Source organism: Solibacillus sp. NPDC093137, assembly GCF_050280445.1.
GTDB classification, from domain to species: Bacteria; Bacillota; Bacilli; order Bacillales_A; family Planococcaceae; genus Solibacillus; species Solibacillus isronensis_B.
Map to the genome: position 1 here is coordinate 107567 of NZ_JBNNVH010000007.1, position 15008 is coordinate 122574.

The 15008-nt window shown below is 39.6% G+C and carries 16 protein-coding genes and 2 other annotated features; all 16 genes read left to right on the forward strand.

The genetic code is table 11. The features are described from left to right. The first annotated feature begins 78 nt into the window (after nt 1-78). Nucleotides 79-555, forward strand: coding sequence for a 2-C-methyl-D-erythritol 2,4-cyclodiphosphate synthase (ispF, locus tag ACQKN3_RS17740; RefSeq protein WP_251690903.1), 477 nt, complete (start codon nt 79-81; stop codon nt 553-555). A gap of 198 nt (nt 556-753) precedes the next feature. Next, nucleotides 754-2214, forward strand: coding sequence for a glutamate--tRNA ligase (gene gltX, locus ACQKN3_RS17745; protein WP_251690901.1), 1461 nt, complete (start codon nt 754-756; stop codon nt 2212-2214). Nucleotides 2215-2314: 100 nt separating this feature from the next. After that, nucleotides 2315-2536: a binding site (T-box leader), on the forward strand. Between the two features lie 90 nt (nt 2537-2626). Beyond that, nucleotides 2627-4030 (forward strand): cysteine--tRNA ligase, encoded by a 1404-nt coding sequence (gene cysS, locus ACQKN3_RS17750; RefSeq protein WP_251690899.1) that lies wholly within the window; start codon nt 2627-2629, stop codon nt 4028-4030. Continuing rightward, nucleotides 4031-4444: a Mini-ribonuclease 3 gene (locus ACQKN3_RS17755; RefSeq protein ID WP_251690896.1), complete on the forward strand. Its 414-nt coding sequence runs from the start codon at nt 4031-4033 to the stop codon at nt 4442-4444. Nucleotides 4445-4581: 137 nt separating this feature from the next. Further along, nucleotides 4582-5310, forward strand: coding sequence for a 23S rRNA (guanosine(2251)-2'-O)-methyltransferase RlmB (gene rlmB / locus ACQKN3_RS17760; protein WP_251691065.1), 729 nt, complete (start codon nt 4582-4584; stop codon nt 5308-5310). A gap of 4 nt (nt 5311-5314) precedes the next feature. Further along, nucleotides 5315-5827: an NYN domain-containing protein gene (locus tag ACQKN3_RS17765; protein ID WP_008407006.1), complete on the forward strand. Its 513-nt coding sequence runs from the start codon at nt 5315-5317 to the stop codon at nt 5825-5827. Nucleotides 5828-5921: 94 nt separating this feature from the next. Then, nucleotides 5922-6545, forward strand: a complete 624-nt coding sequence (gene sigH / locus ACQKN3_RS17770; RefSeq protein WP_169797433.1) for an RNA polymerase sporulation sigma factor SigH — start codon at nt 5922-5924, stop codon at nt 6543-6545. 77 nt (nt 6546-6622) lie between these two features. Further along, a complete protein-coding gene (rpmG, locus tag ACQKN3_RS17775; protein WP_079523505.1) occupies nt 6623-6769 on the forward strand; it encodes a 50S ribosomal protein L33 in 147 nt (48 codons plus the stop codon). 41 nt (nt 6770-6810) lie between these two features. Then, on the forward strand, nt 6811-6996 hold the full coding sequence (gene secE, locus ACQKN3_RS17780; protein WP_008407002.1) for a preprotein translocase subunit SecE: 186 nt from the start codon (nt 6811-6813) through the stop codon (nt 6994-6996). Nucleotides 6997-7176: 180 nt separating this feature from the next. Continuing rightward, nucleotides 7177-7716, forward strand: a complete 540-nt coding sequence (nusG, locus tag ACQKN3_RS17785) for a transcription termination/antitermination protein NusG (RefSeq protein ID WP_251690892.1) — start codon at nt 7177-7179, stop codon at nt 7714-7716. A gap of 180 nt (nt 7717-7896) precedes the next feature. After that, nucleotides 7897-8322 (forward strand): 50S ribosomal protein L11, encoded by a 426-nt coding sequence (gene rplK / locus ACQKN3_RS17790; protein WP_008406998.1) that lies wholly within the window; start codon nt 7897-7899, stop codon nt 8320-8322. A gap of 132 nt (nt 8323-8454) precedes the next feature. Continuing rightward, complete coding sequence (rplA, locus tag ACQKN3_RS17795) at nt 8455-9153, forward strand: 50S ribosomal protein L1 (protein WP_251690890.1); 699 nt, start codon at nt 8455-8457, stop codon at nt 9151-9153. 73 nt (nt 9154-9226) lie between these two features. Beyond that, nucleotides 9227-9373: a sequence feature (ribosomal protein L10 leader region), on the forward strand. Nucleotides 9374-9405: 32 nt separating this feature from the next. Further along, nucleotides 9406-9906 (forward strand): 50S ribosomal protein L10, encoded by a 501-nt coding sequence (rplJ, locus tag ACQKN3_RS17800; protein WP_008406995.1) that lies wholly within the window; start codon nt 9406-9408, stop codon nt 9904-9906. Nucleotides 9907-9978: 72 nt separating this feature from the next. Continuing rightward, nucleotides 9979-10341, forward strand: a complete 363-nt coding sequence (gene rplL / locus ACQKN3_RS17805; RefSeq protein ID WP_079523499.1) for a 50S ribosomal protein L7/L12 — start codon at nt 9979-9981, stop codon at nt 10339-10341. A 193-nt stretch (nt 10342-10534) separates the two neighbouring features. Continuing rightward, complete coding sequence (locus tag ACQKN3_RS17810; protein ID WP_251690888.1) at nt 10535-11137, forward strand: class I SAM-dependent methyltransferase; 603 nt, start codon at nt 10535-10537, stop codon at nt 11135-11137. A 243-nt stretch (nt 11138-11380) separates the two neighbouring features. Continuing rightward, complete coding sequence (gene rpoB / locus ACQKN3_RS17815) at nt 11381-14935, forward strand: DNA-directed RNA polymerase subunit beta (RefSeq protein ID WP_251690886.1); 3555 nt, start codon at nt 11381-11383, stop codon at nt 14933-14935. The last annotated feature ends 73 nt before the right edge of the window (nt 14936-15008 follow it).

Genomic DNA, 15008 nt, shown 5'->3' on the forward strand with positions numbered 1-15008 from the left:
ACAAGTTGATTATACTAATGATAATGAGATTAGCAGAAAGAAGGTGAAGGCTAGTTTACTTTGTAGGCTAGCAACGATATGTTTCGAATTGGACAAGGATTTGACGTTCATGAATTTGCAGAAGGACGTCCATTAATTTTAGGTGGTATTACAATACCGCATGAGCGCGGCTTAGTAGGTCATTCGGATGCCGATGTACTTTTACATACAGTGACAGACGCGGCATTAGGTGCAATTGGAGAAGGGGATATTGGCCGTCACTTCCCTGATACAGATCCGGAGTGGAAAGATGCAGATTCAGCGAAGTTACTTGAATATATTTGGAAGATGGTAGAAGAACGTGGATATAAATTAGGCAATGTGGATTGTACAATTATGGCACAGCGTCCGAAAATGGCTCCATATATCTCACAAATGCAAAACCGTATCGCACAATTACTGAATGCGGAACCTTCGCAAGTAAATGTAAAAGCGACAACAACGGAGAAGTTAGGTTTTGTTGGCCGTGAAGAAGGAATTGCAGCAATGGCAACGATTCTTTTAGTAAAAGCTTAAAAATGAGGGCGTGTGTCAAAAATCGACACACGCTACTTTAATTTAATAACTTACAGTGGTAGAATGGTTAAAGTTTAAAAGACATCTATTGTGCCGATATTGGACAATATAATGTCCGTTCATATACATATAAAAGTAAACTTTTTTATATGCGAAAAAGGTCGAGCGTTTTAACGCTAAAATTAGGAGGCAAATTTTATGACGAAAACAGTTCGCGTTCGTTATGCACCATCGCCAACAGGATTTTTACATATCGGTGGCGCACGTACAGCTTTATTCAACTATTTATATGCAAAACATCACAACGGTACTTTTGTAGTACGTATTGAAGATACAGATATTGAACGTAATGTAGAGGGTGGAGAAGCTTCTCAACTTGATAACTTACGCTGGTTAGGCATTATGCCGGATGAGTCGATTGATATCGGAGGTCCATATGCACCTTACCGTCAAATGGAGCGTCTTGATATTTATAAAGAGCATGCAGAAAAAATGCTGGAAAACGGACAAGCTTATAAATGTTTCTGTACTTCAGAAGAGCTTGAAGCATCACGCGAAAAACAAAAAGCACAAGGTGTTGCTGCACCTGCATATGATGGGAAATGCCGTCATTTAACAGCCGAGGAAGTTGCTGAAAAAGAAGCTGCTGGTATCCCGCACACAATTCGTATGCGTGTTCCTGAAAATGTTACGTATCAGTTCACTGACTTAGTTCGCGGTGAAGTATCGTTCGAATCAAAAGATATCGGCGACTGGGTACTTGTAAAAGCAAACGGTATCCCAACTTACAATTATGCGGTAGTGCTGGATGACCACTTCATGGAAATTACACATGTATTCCGTGGGGAAGAGCATTTATCAAATACTCCAAAACAAATGATGATTTTTGACGCATTCGGATGGGAATATCCGCAATATGGTCATATGACATTAATCGTAAATGAAGATCGTAAAAAATTATCAAAACGTGATGAGTCAATCATCCAGTTCGTTACACAATACAAGGACCTAGGCTACTTACCGGAAGCGATGTTTAACTTCTTTGCATTACTTGGCTGGTCACCTGAGGGAGAAGAAGAAATCTTCTCACATGACGAATTTGTAAAGCTGTTTGATGAAAAACGCTTGTCAAAATCACCATCAATGTTCGATAAAACAAAATTAACATGGATGAACAACCAATATATTAAAAAAATGTCTCATGAAGAGGTAGTTGCTTTAGCATTGCCACATTTACAAAAAGCAGGTTTACTTCCAGAAGAGCTATCGGAAGAGCAACATGCATGGGCTTCTGATTTAATCGCACTTTACCATGAGCAAATGAGCTTCGGGGCAGAAATCGTAGAATTATCGAGCCTATTTTTCACAGAAGAAATTGCATATGATGAAGAAGCAAATGAAGTGTTAACTGGTGAAACTGTGCCGGCTGTTATGGCTTCATTTAAAACTCAATTAGAGGCTTTAGAATCTTTTGATGCCGCTTCAATTAAAGCAGCGATTAAAGCTGTGCAAAAAGAAACAGGCGTAAAAGGTAAGAATCTGTTTATGCCAATCCGCGTTGTGACAACTGGTCAAACACATGGTCCGGAATTGCCGAATGCCATCGCTTTAATCGGCAAGGAAAAAACAATTGCTCGTGTTGAAAAATTTGCAGAGTAATTCATTTTTGAGAATTTGGAAATAACTACAGAATTCTTTGAATGGATATAATGATTGATTTTTCTGAAAATAGATGTAAAATGAATGTAAATTCCATAATGATAGCACGTTGAGAAGGAGAAGTACGCTGCGCACCCCTTATTAGAGAGGATCACCACCGGCTGAAAGTGATCCAGGTTAAGGCAAAGCTGAAATGCACCTTTGAGTATTTAACTGAACTTGAAGTAGGTTAAATCGATTTGTCCACGTTACAGGACTTCAAGCGGAAAAAGTATGGCTACTTTTTCAACCAGAGTGGAACCGCGCATCTAGCGTCTCTGTCACCTTCTTGAGGTGATGGAGGCGTTTTTTATTTAAATTACAAATTAACCCAATGAATATTTAAAGAGTACAATGAAAAAGGAGAGGCAATATGACGATTCAAATTTTCAATTCGTTGACAAGACAAAAAGAACCATTTATTCCGTTGGAGGAAGGTAAAGTAAAAATGTATGTATGCGGACCAACTGTATACAATTACATTCATATTGGAAATTCCCGCCCGGTAATCGTCTATGATACAGTACGCCGCTATTTACAATATGCAGGTTATGAAGTGAAATTCGTTTCGAACTTTACCGATGTAGATGACAAAATTATTAAAGCAGCGAATGAGTTAGGCGAAGAAACTTCTGTATTAACAAATCGTTTTATTGCTGCTTATTTTGAAGATATTACAGCACTGGGATGCCAAAAGGCGGATGCGCACCCTCGTGTAACAGAGCATATGGATGATATTATCGCGTTTATTAAAGTGCTGATCGACAAAGGCTATGCATATGAATCCCAAGGCGATGTTTATTACCGTACACGTAAATTTAATGGCTACGGAAAGTTAAGTCACCAATCAATTGATGATTTAAAAGTTGGAGCGCGTATTGAAGCGGGCGAGAAAAAAGAAGACCCATTGGATTTCGCGTTATGGAAAGCTGCAAAAGCAGGCGAAATTAAGTGGGCATCACCATGGGGAGAAGGACGTCCGGGATGGCATATTGAATGTTCTGTAATGGCACGTGAGCACTTAGGTGATACAATCGATATTCACGCAGGCGGACAGGATTTAACATTCCCTCACCACGAAAACGAAATTGCCCAATCCGAAGCGCATAATGATAAAACGTTTGCGCGTTATTGGATGCATAATGGCTATATTAATATTGATAATGAAAAAATGTCGAAATCATTGGGTAACTTTATATTAGTGAATGATATCCGCAAGCAAATCGACCCGCAAGTGTTGCGTTTCTTTATGCTGTCAGTTCATTACCGTAACCCGATTAACTTCGCTCAGGATTTAGTGGAAGCAGCGAAAAGCGGTTTGGACCGTATTCGTACATCCTATACGAATGTCGAGCACCGTCTAACATCTTCGGCAAGTTTAGGGGATAACAGCGAGCAGTGGCTTGAAAAAATTAGTCAGATAAAAGTTGATTTCGAAAATGCGATGAACGATGACTTTAATACAGCAAATGCGGTTTCAGCATTATTTGAACTTTCCCATATCGCCAATGTGTATTTAAACGAAGCCAATACGGATAAAGAAGTATTACAGGCAATTTTAACGATGTTTGATACAATTGGAAATGTACTAGGTATTCATATAAAAGTAGAAGCAGGATTACTCGATGAAGAAATCGAGGCATTAATCGAGGAACGTAACCAAGCCCGTAAAGATCGTGATTTTGCTCGTTCAGATGAAATCCGCGACCAACTGCTGGGCATGGATATTGTTCTTGAGGATACTCGTCAAGGTACACGCTGGAAACGAGGTCAGTAAATGCAAAATTTAACACCACATGATGTCATACAGCTAAATGCACTGGCGCTCGCTTATATGGGCGACGCCGTGCTTGAGCAAAGAATTCGGGAACATTTAATATTGTCGGGCCGTGCAAAGCCTAACACATTGCATAAAGAAGCGACGAAATACGTTTCGGCCAAGTCCCAGTCCAATATTGTACATCGCATGATTGATGAGAATTATTTAACAGAAGAAGAGCAAGCTGTTTTCCGTAGAGGACGCAATGCCAAATCAGGATCTGTTCCGAAAAATACAGATGTCCGAACATATCGTAATAGCTCTGGATTTGAAGCGGTTTTAGGCTTCTTATTCCTTAGCAAAGAACATCATCGCGCAAATGAAATAATCGATTACGCAATCGAAATTGTCGAACAGGCAAAAGGAGTGTAACTATGGCAGAGAAAAGACAGCAAAATCGTAAACCAAAAGATTTTAAAGGTCGCGATAAAAAAGCAGATACTTTTAAAACTCAGGAGAAAAAGCAACAAGAAAAGCCGCAATCTGCCCAGGAAGAGCTATCAGGAGAAATGATTGCAGGAAAAAATCCGGTACTTGAGGCACTTCGCGCAGGCCGAGAAATCAATAAGTTATGGATTGCTGAAGGCGTTAAGAAAACAGGTGTGCAGGAGCTAATGGACTTAGCGAAAGAACAAGGTGTCCTCGTACAGTTTGTACCAAAGCAAAAAGTCGATAAACTTGCAGAAAACCATCAGGGAATCGTGGCATCAGTCGCGGCATATGACTATGCAGAATTGGACGATCTATTTGCCGCAGCGAAGGCAAAAAGCGAAGACCCGTTCTTTTTAATACTGGACGAGTTGGAAGATCCGCATAACTTAGGTTCGATTATGCGTACAGCAGATGCGATCGGTGCACATGGTATCATTATTCCAAAGCGTCGCGCAGTCGGTTTAACAGCAGTTGTTGCTAAAGCTTCAACAGGTGCTATCGAGCATGTACCTGTTGTACGTGTAACCAATTTAGCCCAAACGGTGGATGAGCTAAAAGAACGCGGTGTATGGATTGCCGGAACAGATGCAAAAGGTTCTGCAGATTATCGTAAAATGGATGCAACATTACCGCTTGCATTAATTATTGGTAGTGAAGGTAAGGGAATGAGCCGTCTTTTGAAAGATAAATGTGACTTCTTATATCACTTGCCAATGGTTGGTCATGTAACATCATTGAATGCTTCCGTAGCAGCGGCATTACTTATGTATGAAGTGTACCGCAAACGACAAGAAGCTAACGGATGAGGTCATGCAAAACATATTGCTAGTAGACGGCTATAACATGATCGGTGCATGGAGTGAGCTACGTCCGTTACGTGAGCCTCACTTTGAAGATGCACGTGATCGGTTAATTGAACGAATGGCGGAGTATAAAGCACATACAGGCTGGCGTGTTATCGTTGTATTTGACGCCCATCTTGTACCAGGCACTGAGCAACTTTATATTCAGCATGCTGTGGAAGTGCTTTATACACGTAAAAACGAAACAGCGGACGAGCGCATTGAAAAATTATCGAACGAATTAAAAGGACGAAAAATCCAAATACACGTCGCAACATCCGATATGACTGAACAAAATGTTGTATTTGGTCATGGTGCATTAAGAAAATCGGCACGTGAGCTTGAAATTGAAATGCAAATTATTCAGTCTAAAATTTCATCCAAAGTAAAAGAATCGACCGACGAAAAACCGGCCTCAAGAATTAAGCTATCAAAAGAAGTAGAACTACAATTTGAAAAATGGAGAAGAGGGCTCAAGTAATAGATTGCCCGCAATTTCCAATTAAGTTATACTATTCCTAATTATTCTAGCGTAACTGAGGTGATTTTCATTGCTTAAAAGTGAGAAGTTACAAATGGTACTACGTTTTGAACATTTGACAGATGAAGAGCTTGTAGAACAAGTGCATCTTGGCAATACAGATGCGCTAGATTTTTTAATTTCAAAATACCGATTGTTTGTTAAGGCAAAAGCACGGTCGTATTTTTTAATTGGGGCGGACAAAGAAGATATTATCCAAGAAGGAATGATTGGCTTATATAAGGCGATTCGTGATTTTAAAGAGGACAAGCTGGCGTCATTCCGTGCCTTTGCAGAACTTTGCATTACACGGCAAATTATTACGGCGATTAAAACGGCTACTAGACAAAAGCATATTCCGCTAAATTCATATGTTTCTTTAGATAAGCCAATTTACGATGAAGAATCAGAGCGCACGTTGATGGATATTATTACGAGTCCGATTTCGGACGACCCTGAGTATTTGATGATCAATCGTGAAGATTATCTTTATTTGGAAGAGAAGATGGGCGAAGTGTTAAGCGAACTCGAACAGCAAGTATTGGTTCGTTATTTGGAAGGACAATCCTATAATGAAATTTCTGAAGAATTGGACCGCCATGTGAAATCCATCGATAATGCATTACAGCGGGTGAAGCGCAAATTGGAGCGTCATCTTGAATTAAAAGAAATGACTTAAACACCACGAGCCTTTATTGACAGTGGGAAATTTAGGTGTTAGTCTTTAAAGGACAAACTGCCGAAAAGGTGATAAACATGGCAAAGAAAGTCGTTTTAAGTTGTGAAAAATGCGGTTCAAGAAACTACAACGTCCCGAAAAAAGAAGGGGCAACCGAGCGTTTAGAACTGAAGAAATTTTGCTCTCATTGCAATGAGCATACAATGCATAAACAAACGTTATAAATGAAATATAGATTAATTCGTTGTTCGGAGGTTAGGCAAAGATGAGTAAAGTAACAAACTTTCTACAAGAAGTCGGCTCGGAAATGCGCAAAACAAGTTGGCCGAAAAGTAAAGAGTTAACGAAGTATACGGTAGTAGTTGTTTCAACAGTTATCGTGATGGCGTTATTCTTTACAGCAATAGATTTAGGAATCTCAGAATTATTCCGTTGGTTCTTGTCTCTGTAAGCAATATCATGTTAATATTTCGAAATAGCCCGTCCATGCCATATAACGGGTTTTTTCATTTGTTAAAAAATGCTGACAGCTTAATTTAAAGAAATAGATTATTGAAGTTTTGTGAACAGGGAAATATATACCCTAACACACTTAATGTAAAGGAGGGACGGACGATTTAGTCCTACCTATATGGAGAAAAATTGGTATGTAGTTCATACGTATTCTGGTTATGAGAACCGAGTAAAAGCAAATCTTGAAAAACGCGTGGAAACGATGGGGATGCAAGATAAAATTTTCCGTGTAATCGTAGCTGAGCATGAAGAAATCGATGTAAAAGAAGACGGTAAGAAAAAAGCAGTAATGCGTAAAATCTTCCCTGGTTACGTTTTAGTAGAATTGATTATGACAGACGATGCTTGGTATGTCGTTCGTAATACACCTGGTGTTACAGGATTTATCGGTTCTTCAGGCGGCGGTGTAAAACCGACTCCATTATTACCGGAAGAAGCGGAACGTCTGCTTGAACAAATGGGTATGAATGAAACATTATTAGGTGAAGTTGAAATTTCTGTTGGTGAAGTTGTAGAAGTTCTTGAAGGGCCATTTGCACATTTCCAAGGCCGCGTAGAAGAAGTAGATGTCGACAAAGCAAAATTAAAAGTTCTTGTTGATATGTTCGGTCGCGAAACGGTAATGGAGCTAGACTTTAACCAAGTTCAAAAAATATAGAATTATTTACACTTGATTAAGTAATTTAAAAGTGTTATCATTTCAAAGGTCAGACTGTCCAAGTTTTGGGCGTGTGATTATAATTAGTTTTAATGTTATCGGCAAGTTAGCTGACGAACAGATATTTGAGTGGGAGGGGCAACCCAGTTACCACATCACGGACTTAAGGAGGTGTGTCTCGTGGCTAAAAAAGTTATTAAAGTTGTAAAACTTCAAATCCCTGCTGGTAAAGCAAACCCAGCGCCACCGGTTGGTCCTGCATTAGGTCAAGCAGGTGTAAACATTATGGGATTCTGTAAAGAATTTAACGCTCGTACTGCTGATCAAGCTGGTCTTATCATTCCAGTTGAAATTTCAGTATTTGAAGACCGTTCATTCACTTTTATTACGAAAACTCCGCCAGCTGCAGTATTACTTAAAGTAGCTGCTGGTATCCAATCTGGATCTGGTGAACCAAATCGTAAAAAAGTTGCAACGGTTAAACGTGATAAAGTTCGCGAAATCGCTGAACAAAAAATGCCAGACCTTAACGCTGCTTCAGTTGAAGCTGCTATGTTAATGGTTGAAGGTACTGCGCGAAGCATGGGTATTACGATCGAAGACTAATCCCATCTTCAACACTTGATGATGTTTTTGTTTTTGGAAGGTTGCTGCACTCGGATACTTGTTTGATGAGTGCGCAACCTTTATTCGTGGGAGGTCAAATCCGTTACAACCACAATCAAGGAGGAAATTATAATGGCTAAAAAAGGTAAAAAACTGCAAGAAGCAGCTAAATTAATCGACCGCGCAACTTTATACTCTGTTGAAGAAGCAGTAGCGTTAGCGCAAAAAACAAGCACTGTAAACTTTGATGCAACTGTAGAAGTAGCATTCAAATTAGGTATCGATACTCGTAAAAACGACCAACAAATCCGTGGTGCGGTAGTATTACCACACGGTACTGGTAAAACTCAACGCGTATTAGTTTTCGCTAAAGGCGATAAACTTAAAGAAGCAGAAGCTGCTGGCGCTGACTATGTAGGCGATGCAGAATACATCCAAAAAATCCAACAAGGTTGGTTTGATTTCGATGTAATCGTTGCAACTCCTGACATGATGGGTGAAGTTGGTAAATTAGGTCGTGTATTAGGTCCTAAAGGTTTAATGCCAAACCCTAAAACAGGTACAGTTACATTTGACGTAACAAAAGCAATCGAAGAAATTAAAGCTGGTAAAGTAGAATACCGTGCTGAAAAAGCTGGTATCATCCACGCGCCAATCGGTAAAGTTTCTTTCGAAACAGAAAAATTAGTAGAAAACTTCTTAGCTGTATTTGAAGTAATTCAAAAAGCTAAGCCAGCTGCCTCAAAAGGTACTTTCATGAAGTCTGTAAACCTTACAACTACAATGGGTCCTGCTGTAAAAGTTGACGCTGCTAACGTAACAGTTAAATAATTTCCGGTTTTTAAAAGCCGTAAAATAAAATTTGTTGACAACGCGCTTCTTACTTGGTAAGATGAATGCTGTTGTGAATCATCCATTTGTACCGTAGACAGTAGGGGTGCCATATGCACTTAATGATCCTACCGAGGACATAGGAGTTCGGATTCTTTTTAAGATGATGTACTTTCAGCCTCTATGTCTATTATTGATATAGAGGCTTTTCTTTGTCGGTATAAATGACTCATTCTAATAGGAGGTGTCATCATGAGCAAAGCAATCGAAACTAAAAAAGTTCAAGTTCAAGAAATCGCTGATAAATTCTCTGCTGCTGGTTCTATAGTAGTTGTAGACTACCGTGGTTTAACTGTAGCGCAAGTTACTGAATTACGTAAGCAATTACGTGAAGCAGGTGTTGAGTTCAAAGTTTACAAAAACACTTTAACTCGCCGTGCTGCTGAAGCTGCTGGTTTAGAAGGAATCAATGAATTCTTAACTGGTCCTAACGCTATCGCATTCTCTAACGAGGACGTAGTAGCTCCTGCTAAAATTATTAACGAGTTCGCTAAGAAAAACGAAGCGTTAGAAATTAAAGCTGGTATCATCGAAGGTACTGTGGCATCAGTTGAAGACGTTAAAGCTCTTGCAGAACTTCCATCTCGCGAAGGTCTATTATCAATGCTTTTATCTGTACTTCAAGCTCCAGTGCGCAACTTCGCACTTGCAACAAAAGCTGTTGCAGAACAAAAAGAAGAGCAAGGCGCTTAATAGTAGCCGCATAACTTCAAAAATCAGGCAAACTGCCTAAAACTAATAAACATTCCATAGGAGGAAATTAAAATGAACAATGAGCAAATCTTAGAAGCTATCAAAGCTATGACAGTTCTAGAATTAAACGATTTAGTAAAAGCAATCGAAGAAGAATTCGGTGTAACAGCTGCTGCTCCAGTAGCAGTAGTTGCTGGTGGTGCTGCAGGCGCTGCTGAAGAAAAAACTGAGTTTGACGTAGTATTAGCTTCTGCTGGTGGAGAAAAAATCAAAGTAATCAAAGTGGTTCGTGAAATCACTGGTTTAGGCTTAAAAGAAGCTAAAGAAGTTGTAGATAACGCTCCTAAAGCTCTTAAAGAAGGCGTTTCTAAAGATGAAGCTGAAGCTATCAAAGCTAAACTTGAAGAAGTTGGCGCTTCAGTAGAAGTTAAATAATTTCATTTTAACTTTAATTACTAGGCTCTGAGCTTAGTTTAATAAGGAAAGCTCGTCACAATTTTGCGGCGGGCTTTTCTTTATTTAACTTTTGTGGATATGAAAATATTAATTTTTTATAGTAATCCACATGAAAAGACATCATTTTGCACAAATTACCGCAAAATGTATTTTTTCTAAGGAGGCGTGTTGCATGTCTGAACATTATTATTCAAATAAGCCTCAAACTGAGAGTAAACCACGCCAATGGAAATTCACTTTATTAGGCAATACATTTACGTTTGAAACGGATACGGGTGTATTCAGTAAAAGCGAAGTAGATTTTGGTTCCCGTGTACTAATCGATGTGTTTGAAATGCCTAAAATTGATGGTGTTTTGCTTGATGTAGGTTGTGGCTATGGACCGATCGGATTATCGATTGCAAAAAACAACCCTGACCGTGAAGTTTACATGATGGATATTAATTCACGAGCAGTTAGTTTGTCTCAAAAAAATGCCCAGCTTAACGGGGTTCAAAATGTACGTATTTTTGAAAGCGATGGATTAGCCGCTGTAGAACCTGGAACGAAAGTAGCTGCTGTATTAACCAACCCTCCAATTCGTGCCGGTAAAGAAACAATCTTCAAGTTTTATGACGGTGCATATGAATTGTTAGTGGAAAATGGTGAGCTGTGGATTGTTATTCAGAAGAAGCAAGGCGCTCCATCAACTATAAGTCATTTAGAAGGAATGTTTTCAGAAGTAGATGTCGTTGAGAAGAAAAAAGGATATTGGATTATTCGTGCAAAAAAATAAGTAAGATTAGTTTCCAATATTGACTTGACAAATCGAGTATGATAACATAATAAAATGCAAAATTATTATTTTGAGGTAGTATGCCCTTTTGCATTAAATATTCAAAGTTACGGGTATACTGCTAAGAATAAGTTAAGTTTAACCGAAAATGAGGTTTAAAAAAAGTCTCGTTTTCTTTTTGTCTTTCGAAATCATACACTATTTGTATGTTTTTGCAAAGACCTATTATCGCTTTATTGAGGGGTGAATGAGTTGACAGGTCAACTAGTTCAGTACGGACAACACCGCCAGCGTAGAAGCTTTGCGCGTATTAGTGAGGTGCTGGAACTTCCGAATCTAATCGAAATCCAAACAGCATCTTATGAGTGGTTCCTTGAAGAAGGGTTGCGCGAGATGTTCCACGACATTTCTCCAATCGAAGATTTTACAGGTAATCTTTCATTAGAATTCGTCGACTATACTTTAGGAGATCCTAAGTATAATGTGGATGAATGTAAAGAGCGTGACGTTACTTATGCTGCACCATTACGTGTAAAAGTACGTTTGCACAACAAAGAAACAAACGAAGTGAAAGAGCAAGACGTCTTCATGGGTGATTTCCCATTAATGACAGAAACAGGTACGTTTATTATTAACGGTGCTGAGCGTGTTATCGTTTCACAGTTAGTTCGTTCTCCAAGTGTGTACTTCCACGAAAAAACGGATAAAAACGGTAAAAAAGGCTTTGGTGCAACGGTTATTCCTAACCGTGGTGCATGGCTTGAATATGAAACAGACGCTAAAGACGTTGTATATGTACGTATCGATCGTACACGTAAATTACCGGTAACAGTACTTTTACGTGCATTAGGTTTTGGCTCGGATCAAGAAATTTTAGATATCATTGGCGACAATGAATATTTACGTAATACGTTAGAAAAAGATAATACGGAAGGTACTGAAAAGGCCCTTCTTGAAATCTATGAACGTTTACGTCCAGGTGAACCACCAACAGTTGAATCTGCGAAGAACTTATTATATTCTCGCTTCTTTGACGCAAAACGCTATGATTTAGCGAATGTTGGTCGTTACAAAATGAACAAAAAGCTTCACATCAAAAATCGTTTATTCAACCAAACGATTGCAGAAACGTTAGTGGATCCTGACACAGGAGAAATTATCGTAGAAGCAGGTACATTATTAGACCGCCGTAATTTGGATAAGTTAATTCCTTATTTAGAAAGTGGTGTTGGATTCCGTACATTAAACCAAGTTGGTGGTGTATTGGAAGATGATATTACAATTCAGTCGGTTAAAATCTTTGCACCAAATGATGAAGCACAAAAAGAAATCAATGTTATTTCAAACGCCTATGTAGATGAAGAAGTGAAAAATATTACTCCAGCCGACGTATTGGCTTCTGTATCATACTTCTTTAACTTATTATATGACGTTGGTAACACAGATGATATTGACCATTTAGGTAACCGTCGTTTACGTTCTGTTGGTGAATTACTACAAAACCAATTCCGTATCGGTTTATCTCGTATGGAGCGTGTAGTACGTGAGCGTATGTCAATTAACGACACAGCTGCAATCGTACCACAGCAATTAATCAATATCCGTCCTGTTATCGCTTCAATTAAAGAGTTCTTCGGTAGCTCTCAATTGTCTCAATTCATGGACCAAACAAACCCGTTAGCAGAGTTAACGCATAAGCGTCGTCTATCTGCATTAGGGCCTGGTGGTTTAACACGTGAGCGTGCTGGTATGGAAGTACGTGACGTTCACTACTCTCACTATGGTCGTATGTGTCCAATCGAGACTCCTGAGGGACCAAACATCGGTCTTATCAACTCGTTATCATCATTCGCAAAAGTTAACAAGTTTGGCTTCATCGAAACTCCTTACCGCCGTGTCGATCCAGAAACAGGTGCTGTAACGAGTGAGATCCATTACTTAACTGCTGACGAAGAGGATAACTATGTAGTTGCACAAGCGAACTCAATCTTAAATGAAGATGGTACTTTTGCGAATGAAGAAGTTGTTGGACGTTTCCGTGGTGACAACACTGTATTCTCTAAAGACCGCATCGACTACATGGATGTATCTCCTAAACAAGTAGTATCTGCTGCGACAGCGTGTATTCCGTTCTTAGAAAACGACGACTCAAACCGTGCGTTAATGGGAGCGAACATGCAACGTCAAGCTGTTCCATTACTATATCCAAACGCACCATTCGTTGGTACGGGTATGGAGCACGTAGATGCACGTGATTCTGGTGCTGCTGTAGTAGCGAAATTCGATGGTATTGTTGAACATGTAGAAGCACGTTCAATTCACGTACGTCGTATTGAAGTAGTAGATGGTAAAGAAGTAAAAGGCGATTTAACAAAGTATAAATTACAAAAATTCATTCGTTCTAACCAAGGTACTTCTTATAACCAACGTCCAATCGTAAAAGTTGGCGACCGTGTAAAACCTCGTGATATTTTAGCTGATGGTCCATCTATGGAAAAAGGCGAATTAGCACTTGGTCAAAACGTACTTGTTGCGTTCATGACATGGGACGGTTTCAACTACGAGGATGCTGTAATTATGAGCGAACGCCTTGTTAAAGACGATGTATATACTTCTGTTCATATTGAAGAATATGAATCAGAGTCTCGTGATACTAAGCTTGGACCTGAAGAGATCACACGTGATATTCCAAACGTGGGTGAAGATGCACTTCGTAACTTGGACGACCGCGGAATTATCCGTATCGGTGCAGAAGTTCGCGATGGTGACATTCTAGTAGGTAAAGTTACGCCTAAAGGAGTTACAGAGTTAACTGCGGAAGAGCGTTTATTACATGCTATCTTCGGTGAAAAAGCGCGTGAAGTACGTGATACTTCTCTACGTGTACCACACGGAGCTGGCGGTATCATTTTAGATGTTAAAGTATTCAACCGTGAAGACGGCGATGAATTACCACCAGGTGTAAACCAATTAGTTCGTGCTTATATTGTTCAAAAACGTAAAATCCGCGTTGGTGACAAAATGGCCGGACGTCACGGTAACAAAGGTGTAATTTCACGTATCTTACCGGAAGAGGATATGCCGTTCATGCCGGACGGAACACCAGTAGATATCATGCTTAACCCACTAGGGGTACCTTCTCGTATGAACATCGGACAAGTGCTTGAGCTACACTTAGGTATGGCTTCTCGTTACTTAGGCATTCATATGGCGTCACCAGTATTCGATGGTGCCAACGAAGCCGATGTTTGGGAAACGATGGAAGAAGCTGGTATGAACCGTGACGGTAAAACAATTCTTTATGATGGACGTTCAGGTGAGCCATTCGATAGCCGCGTTTCTGTTGGTATCATGTACATGATCAAACTAGCGCACATGGTTGACGATAAACTTCATGCACGTTCAACTGGACCTTACTCATTAGTAACGCAACAGCCGCTTGGTGGTAAAGCACAATTCGGTGGTCAGCGCTTCGGTGAGATGGAGGTTTGGGCACTTGAAGCATACGGTGCTGCTTACACGTTACAAGAGATTTTAACTGTAAAATCGGATGACGTTGTAGGTCGTGTGAAAACATACGAAGCAATCGTAAAAGGTGAAAGTGTTCCAGAACCAGGTGTTCCAGAATCATTTAAAGTATTAATTAAAGAACTTCAATCATTAGGTATGGATGTGAAGATGCTTACAATCAACGACGAGGAAGTGGAATTACGCGACCTTGACGATGAAGATGAAGTAGCTGCACCTGTCGAACGATCTAATGATAAAGAAGAAGACCCAGTAGAATCATTTGAATAACTTCAATTGAATCGGGCAGGTATATGCCCTGCCCGATTTTTCTTATATTTTAGATACAAGTTTCATTATAGCC

What these genes read in the sequence shown, in the direction of transcription:
- gltX (WP_251690901.1), top strand. Translation starts at nt 754, where the DNA reads ATGACGAAAACAGTTCGCGTTCGTTATGCACCATCGCCAACAGGATTT.
- rlmB (WP_251691065.1), top strand. Translation starts at nt 4,582, where the DNA reads ATGATTGCAGGAAAAAATCCGGTACTTGAGGCACTTCGCGCAGGCCGA.
- ACQKN3_RS17755 (WP_251690896.1), top strand. Translation starts at nt 4,031, where the DNA reads ATGCAAAATTTAACACCACATGATGTCATACAGCTAAATGCACTGGCG.
- secE (WP_008407002.1), top strand. Translation starts at nt 6,811, where the DNA reads ATGAGTAAAGTAACAAACTTTCTACAAGAAGTCGGCTCGGAAATGCGC.
- rplJ (WP_008406995.1), top strand. Translation starts at nt 9,406, where the DNA reads ATGAGCAAAGCAATCGAAACTAAAAAAGTTCAAGTTCAAGAAATCGCT.
- nusG (WP_251690892.1), top strand. Translation starts at nt 7,177, where the DNA reads ATGGAGAAAAATTGGTATGTAGTTCATACGTATTCTGGTTATGAGAAC.
- rplL (WP_079523499.1), top strand. Translation starts at nt 9,979, where the DNA reads ATGAACAATGAGCAAATCTTAGAAGCTATCAAAGCTATGACAGTTCTA.
- sigH (WP_169797433.1), top strand. Translation starts at nt 5,922, where the DNA reads ATGGTACTACGTTTTGAACATTTGACAGATGAAGAGCTTGTAGAACAA.
- cysS (WP_251690899.1), top strand. Translation starts at nt 2,627, where the DNA reads ATGACGATTCAAATTTTCAATTCGTTGACAAGACAAAAAGAACCATTT.
- ispF (WP_251690903.1), top strand. Translation starts at nt 79, where the DNA reads ATGTTTCGAATTGGACAAGGATTTGACGTTCATGAATTTGCAGAAGGA.
- ACQKN3_RS17810 (WP_251690888.1), top strand. Translation starts at nt 10,535, where the DNA reads ATGTCTGAACATTATTATTCAAATAAGCCTCAAACTGAGAGTAAACCA.
- rplA (WP_251690890.1), top strand. Translation starts at nt 8,455, where the DNA reads ATGGCTAAAAAAGGTAAAAAACTGCAAGAAGCAGCTAAATTAATCGAC.
- ACQKN3_RS17765 (WP_008407006.1), top strand. Translation starts at nt 5,315, where the DNA reads ATGCAAAACATATTGCTAGTAGACGGCTATAACATGATCGGTGCATGG.
- rpmG (WP_079523505.1), top strand. Translation starts at nt 6,623, where the DNA reads ATGGCAAAGAAAGTCGTTTTAAGTTGTGAAAAATGCGGTTCAAGAAAC.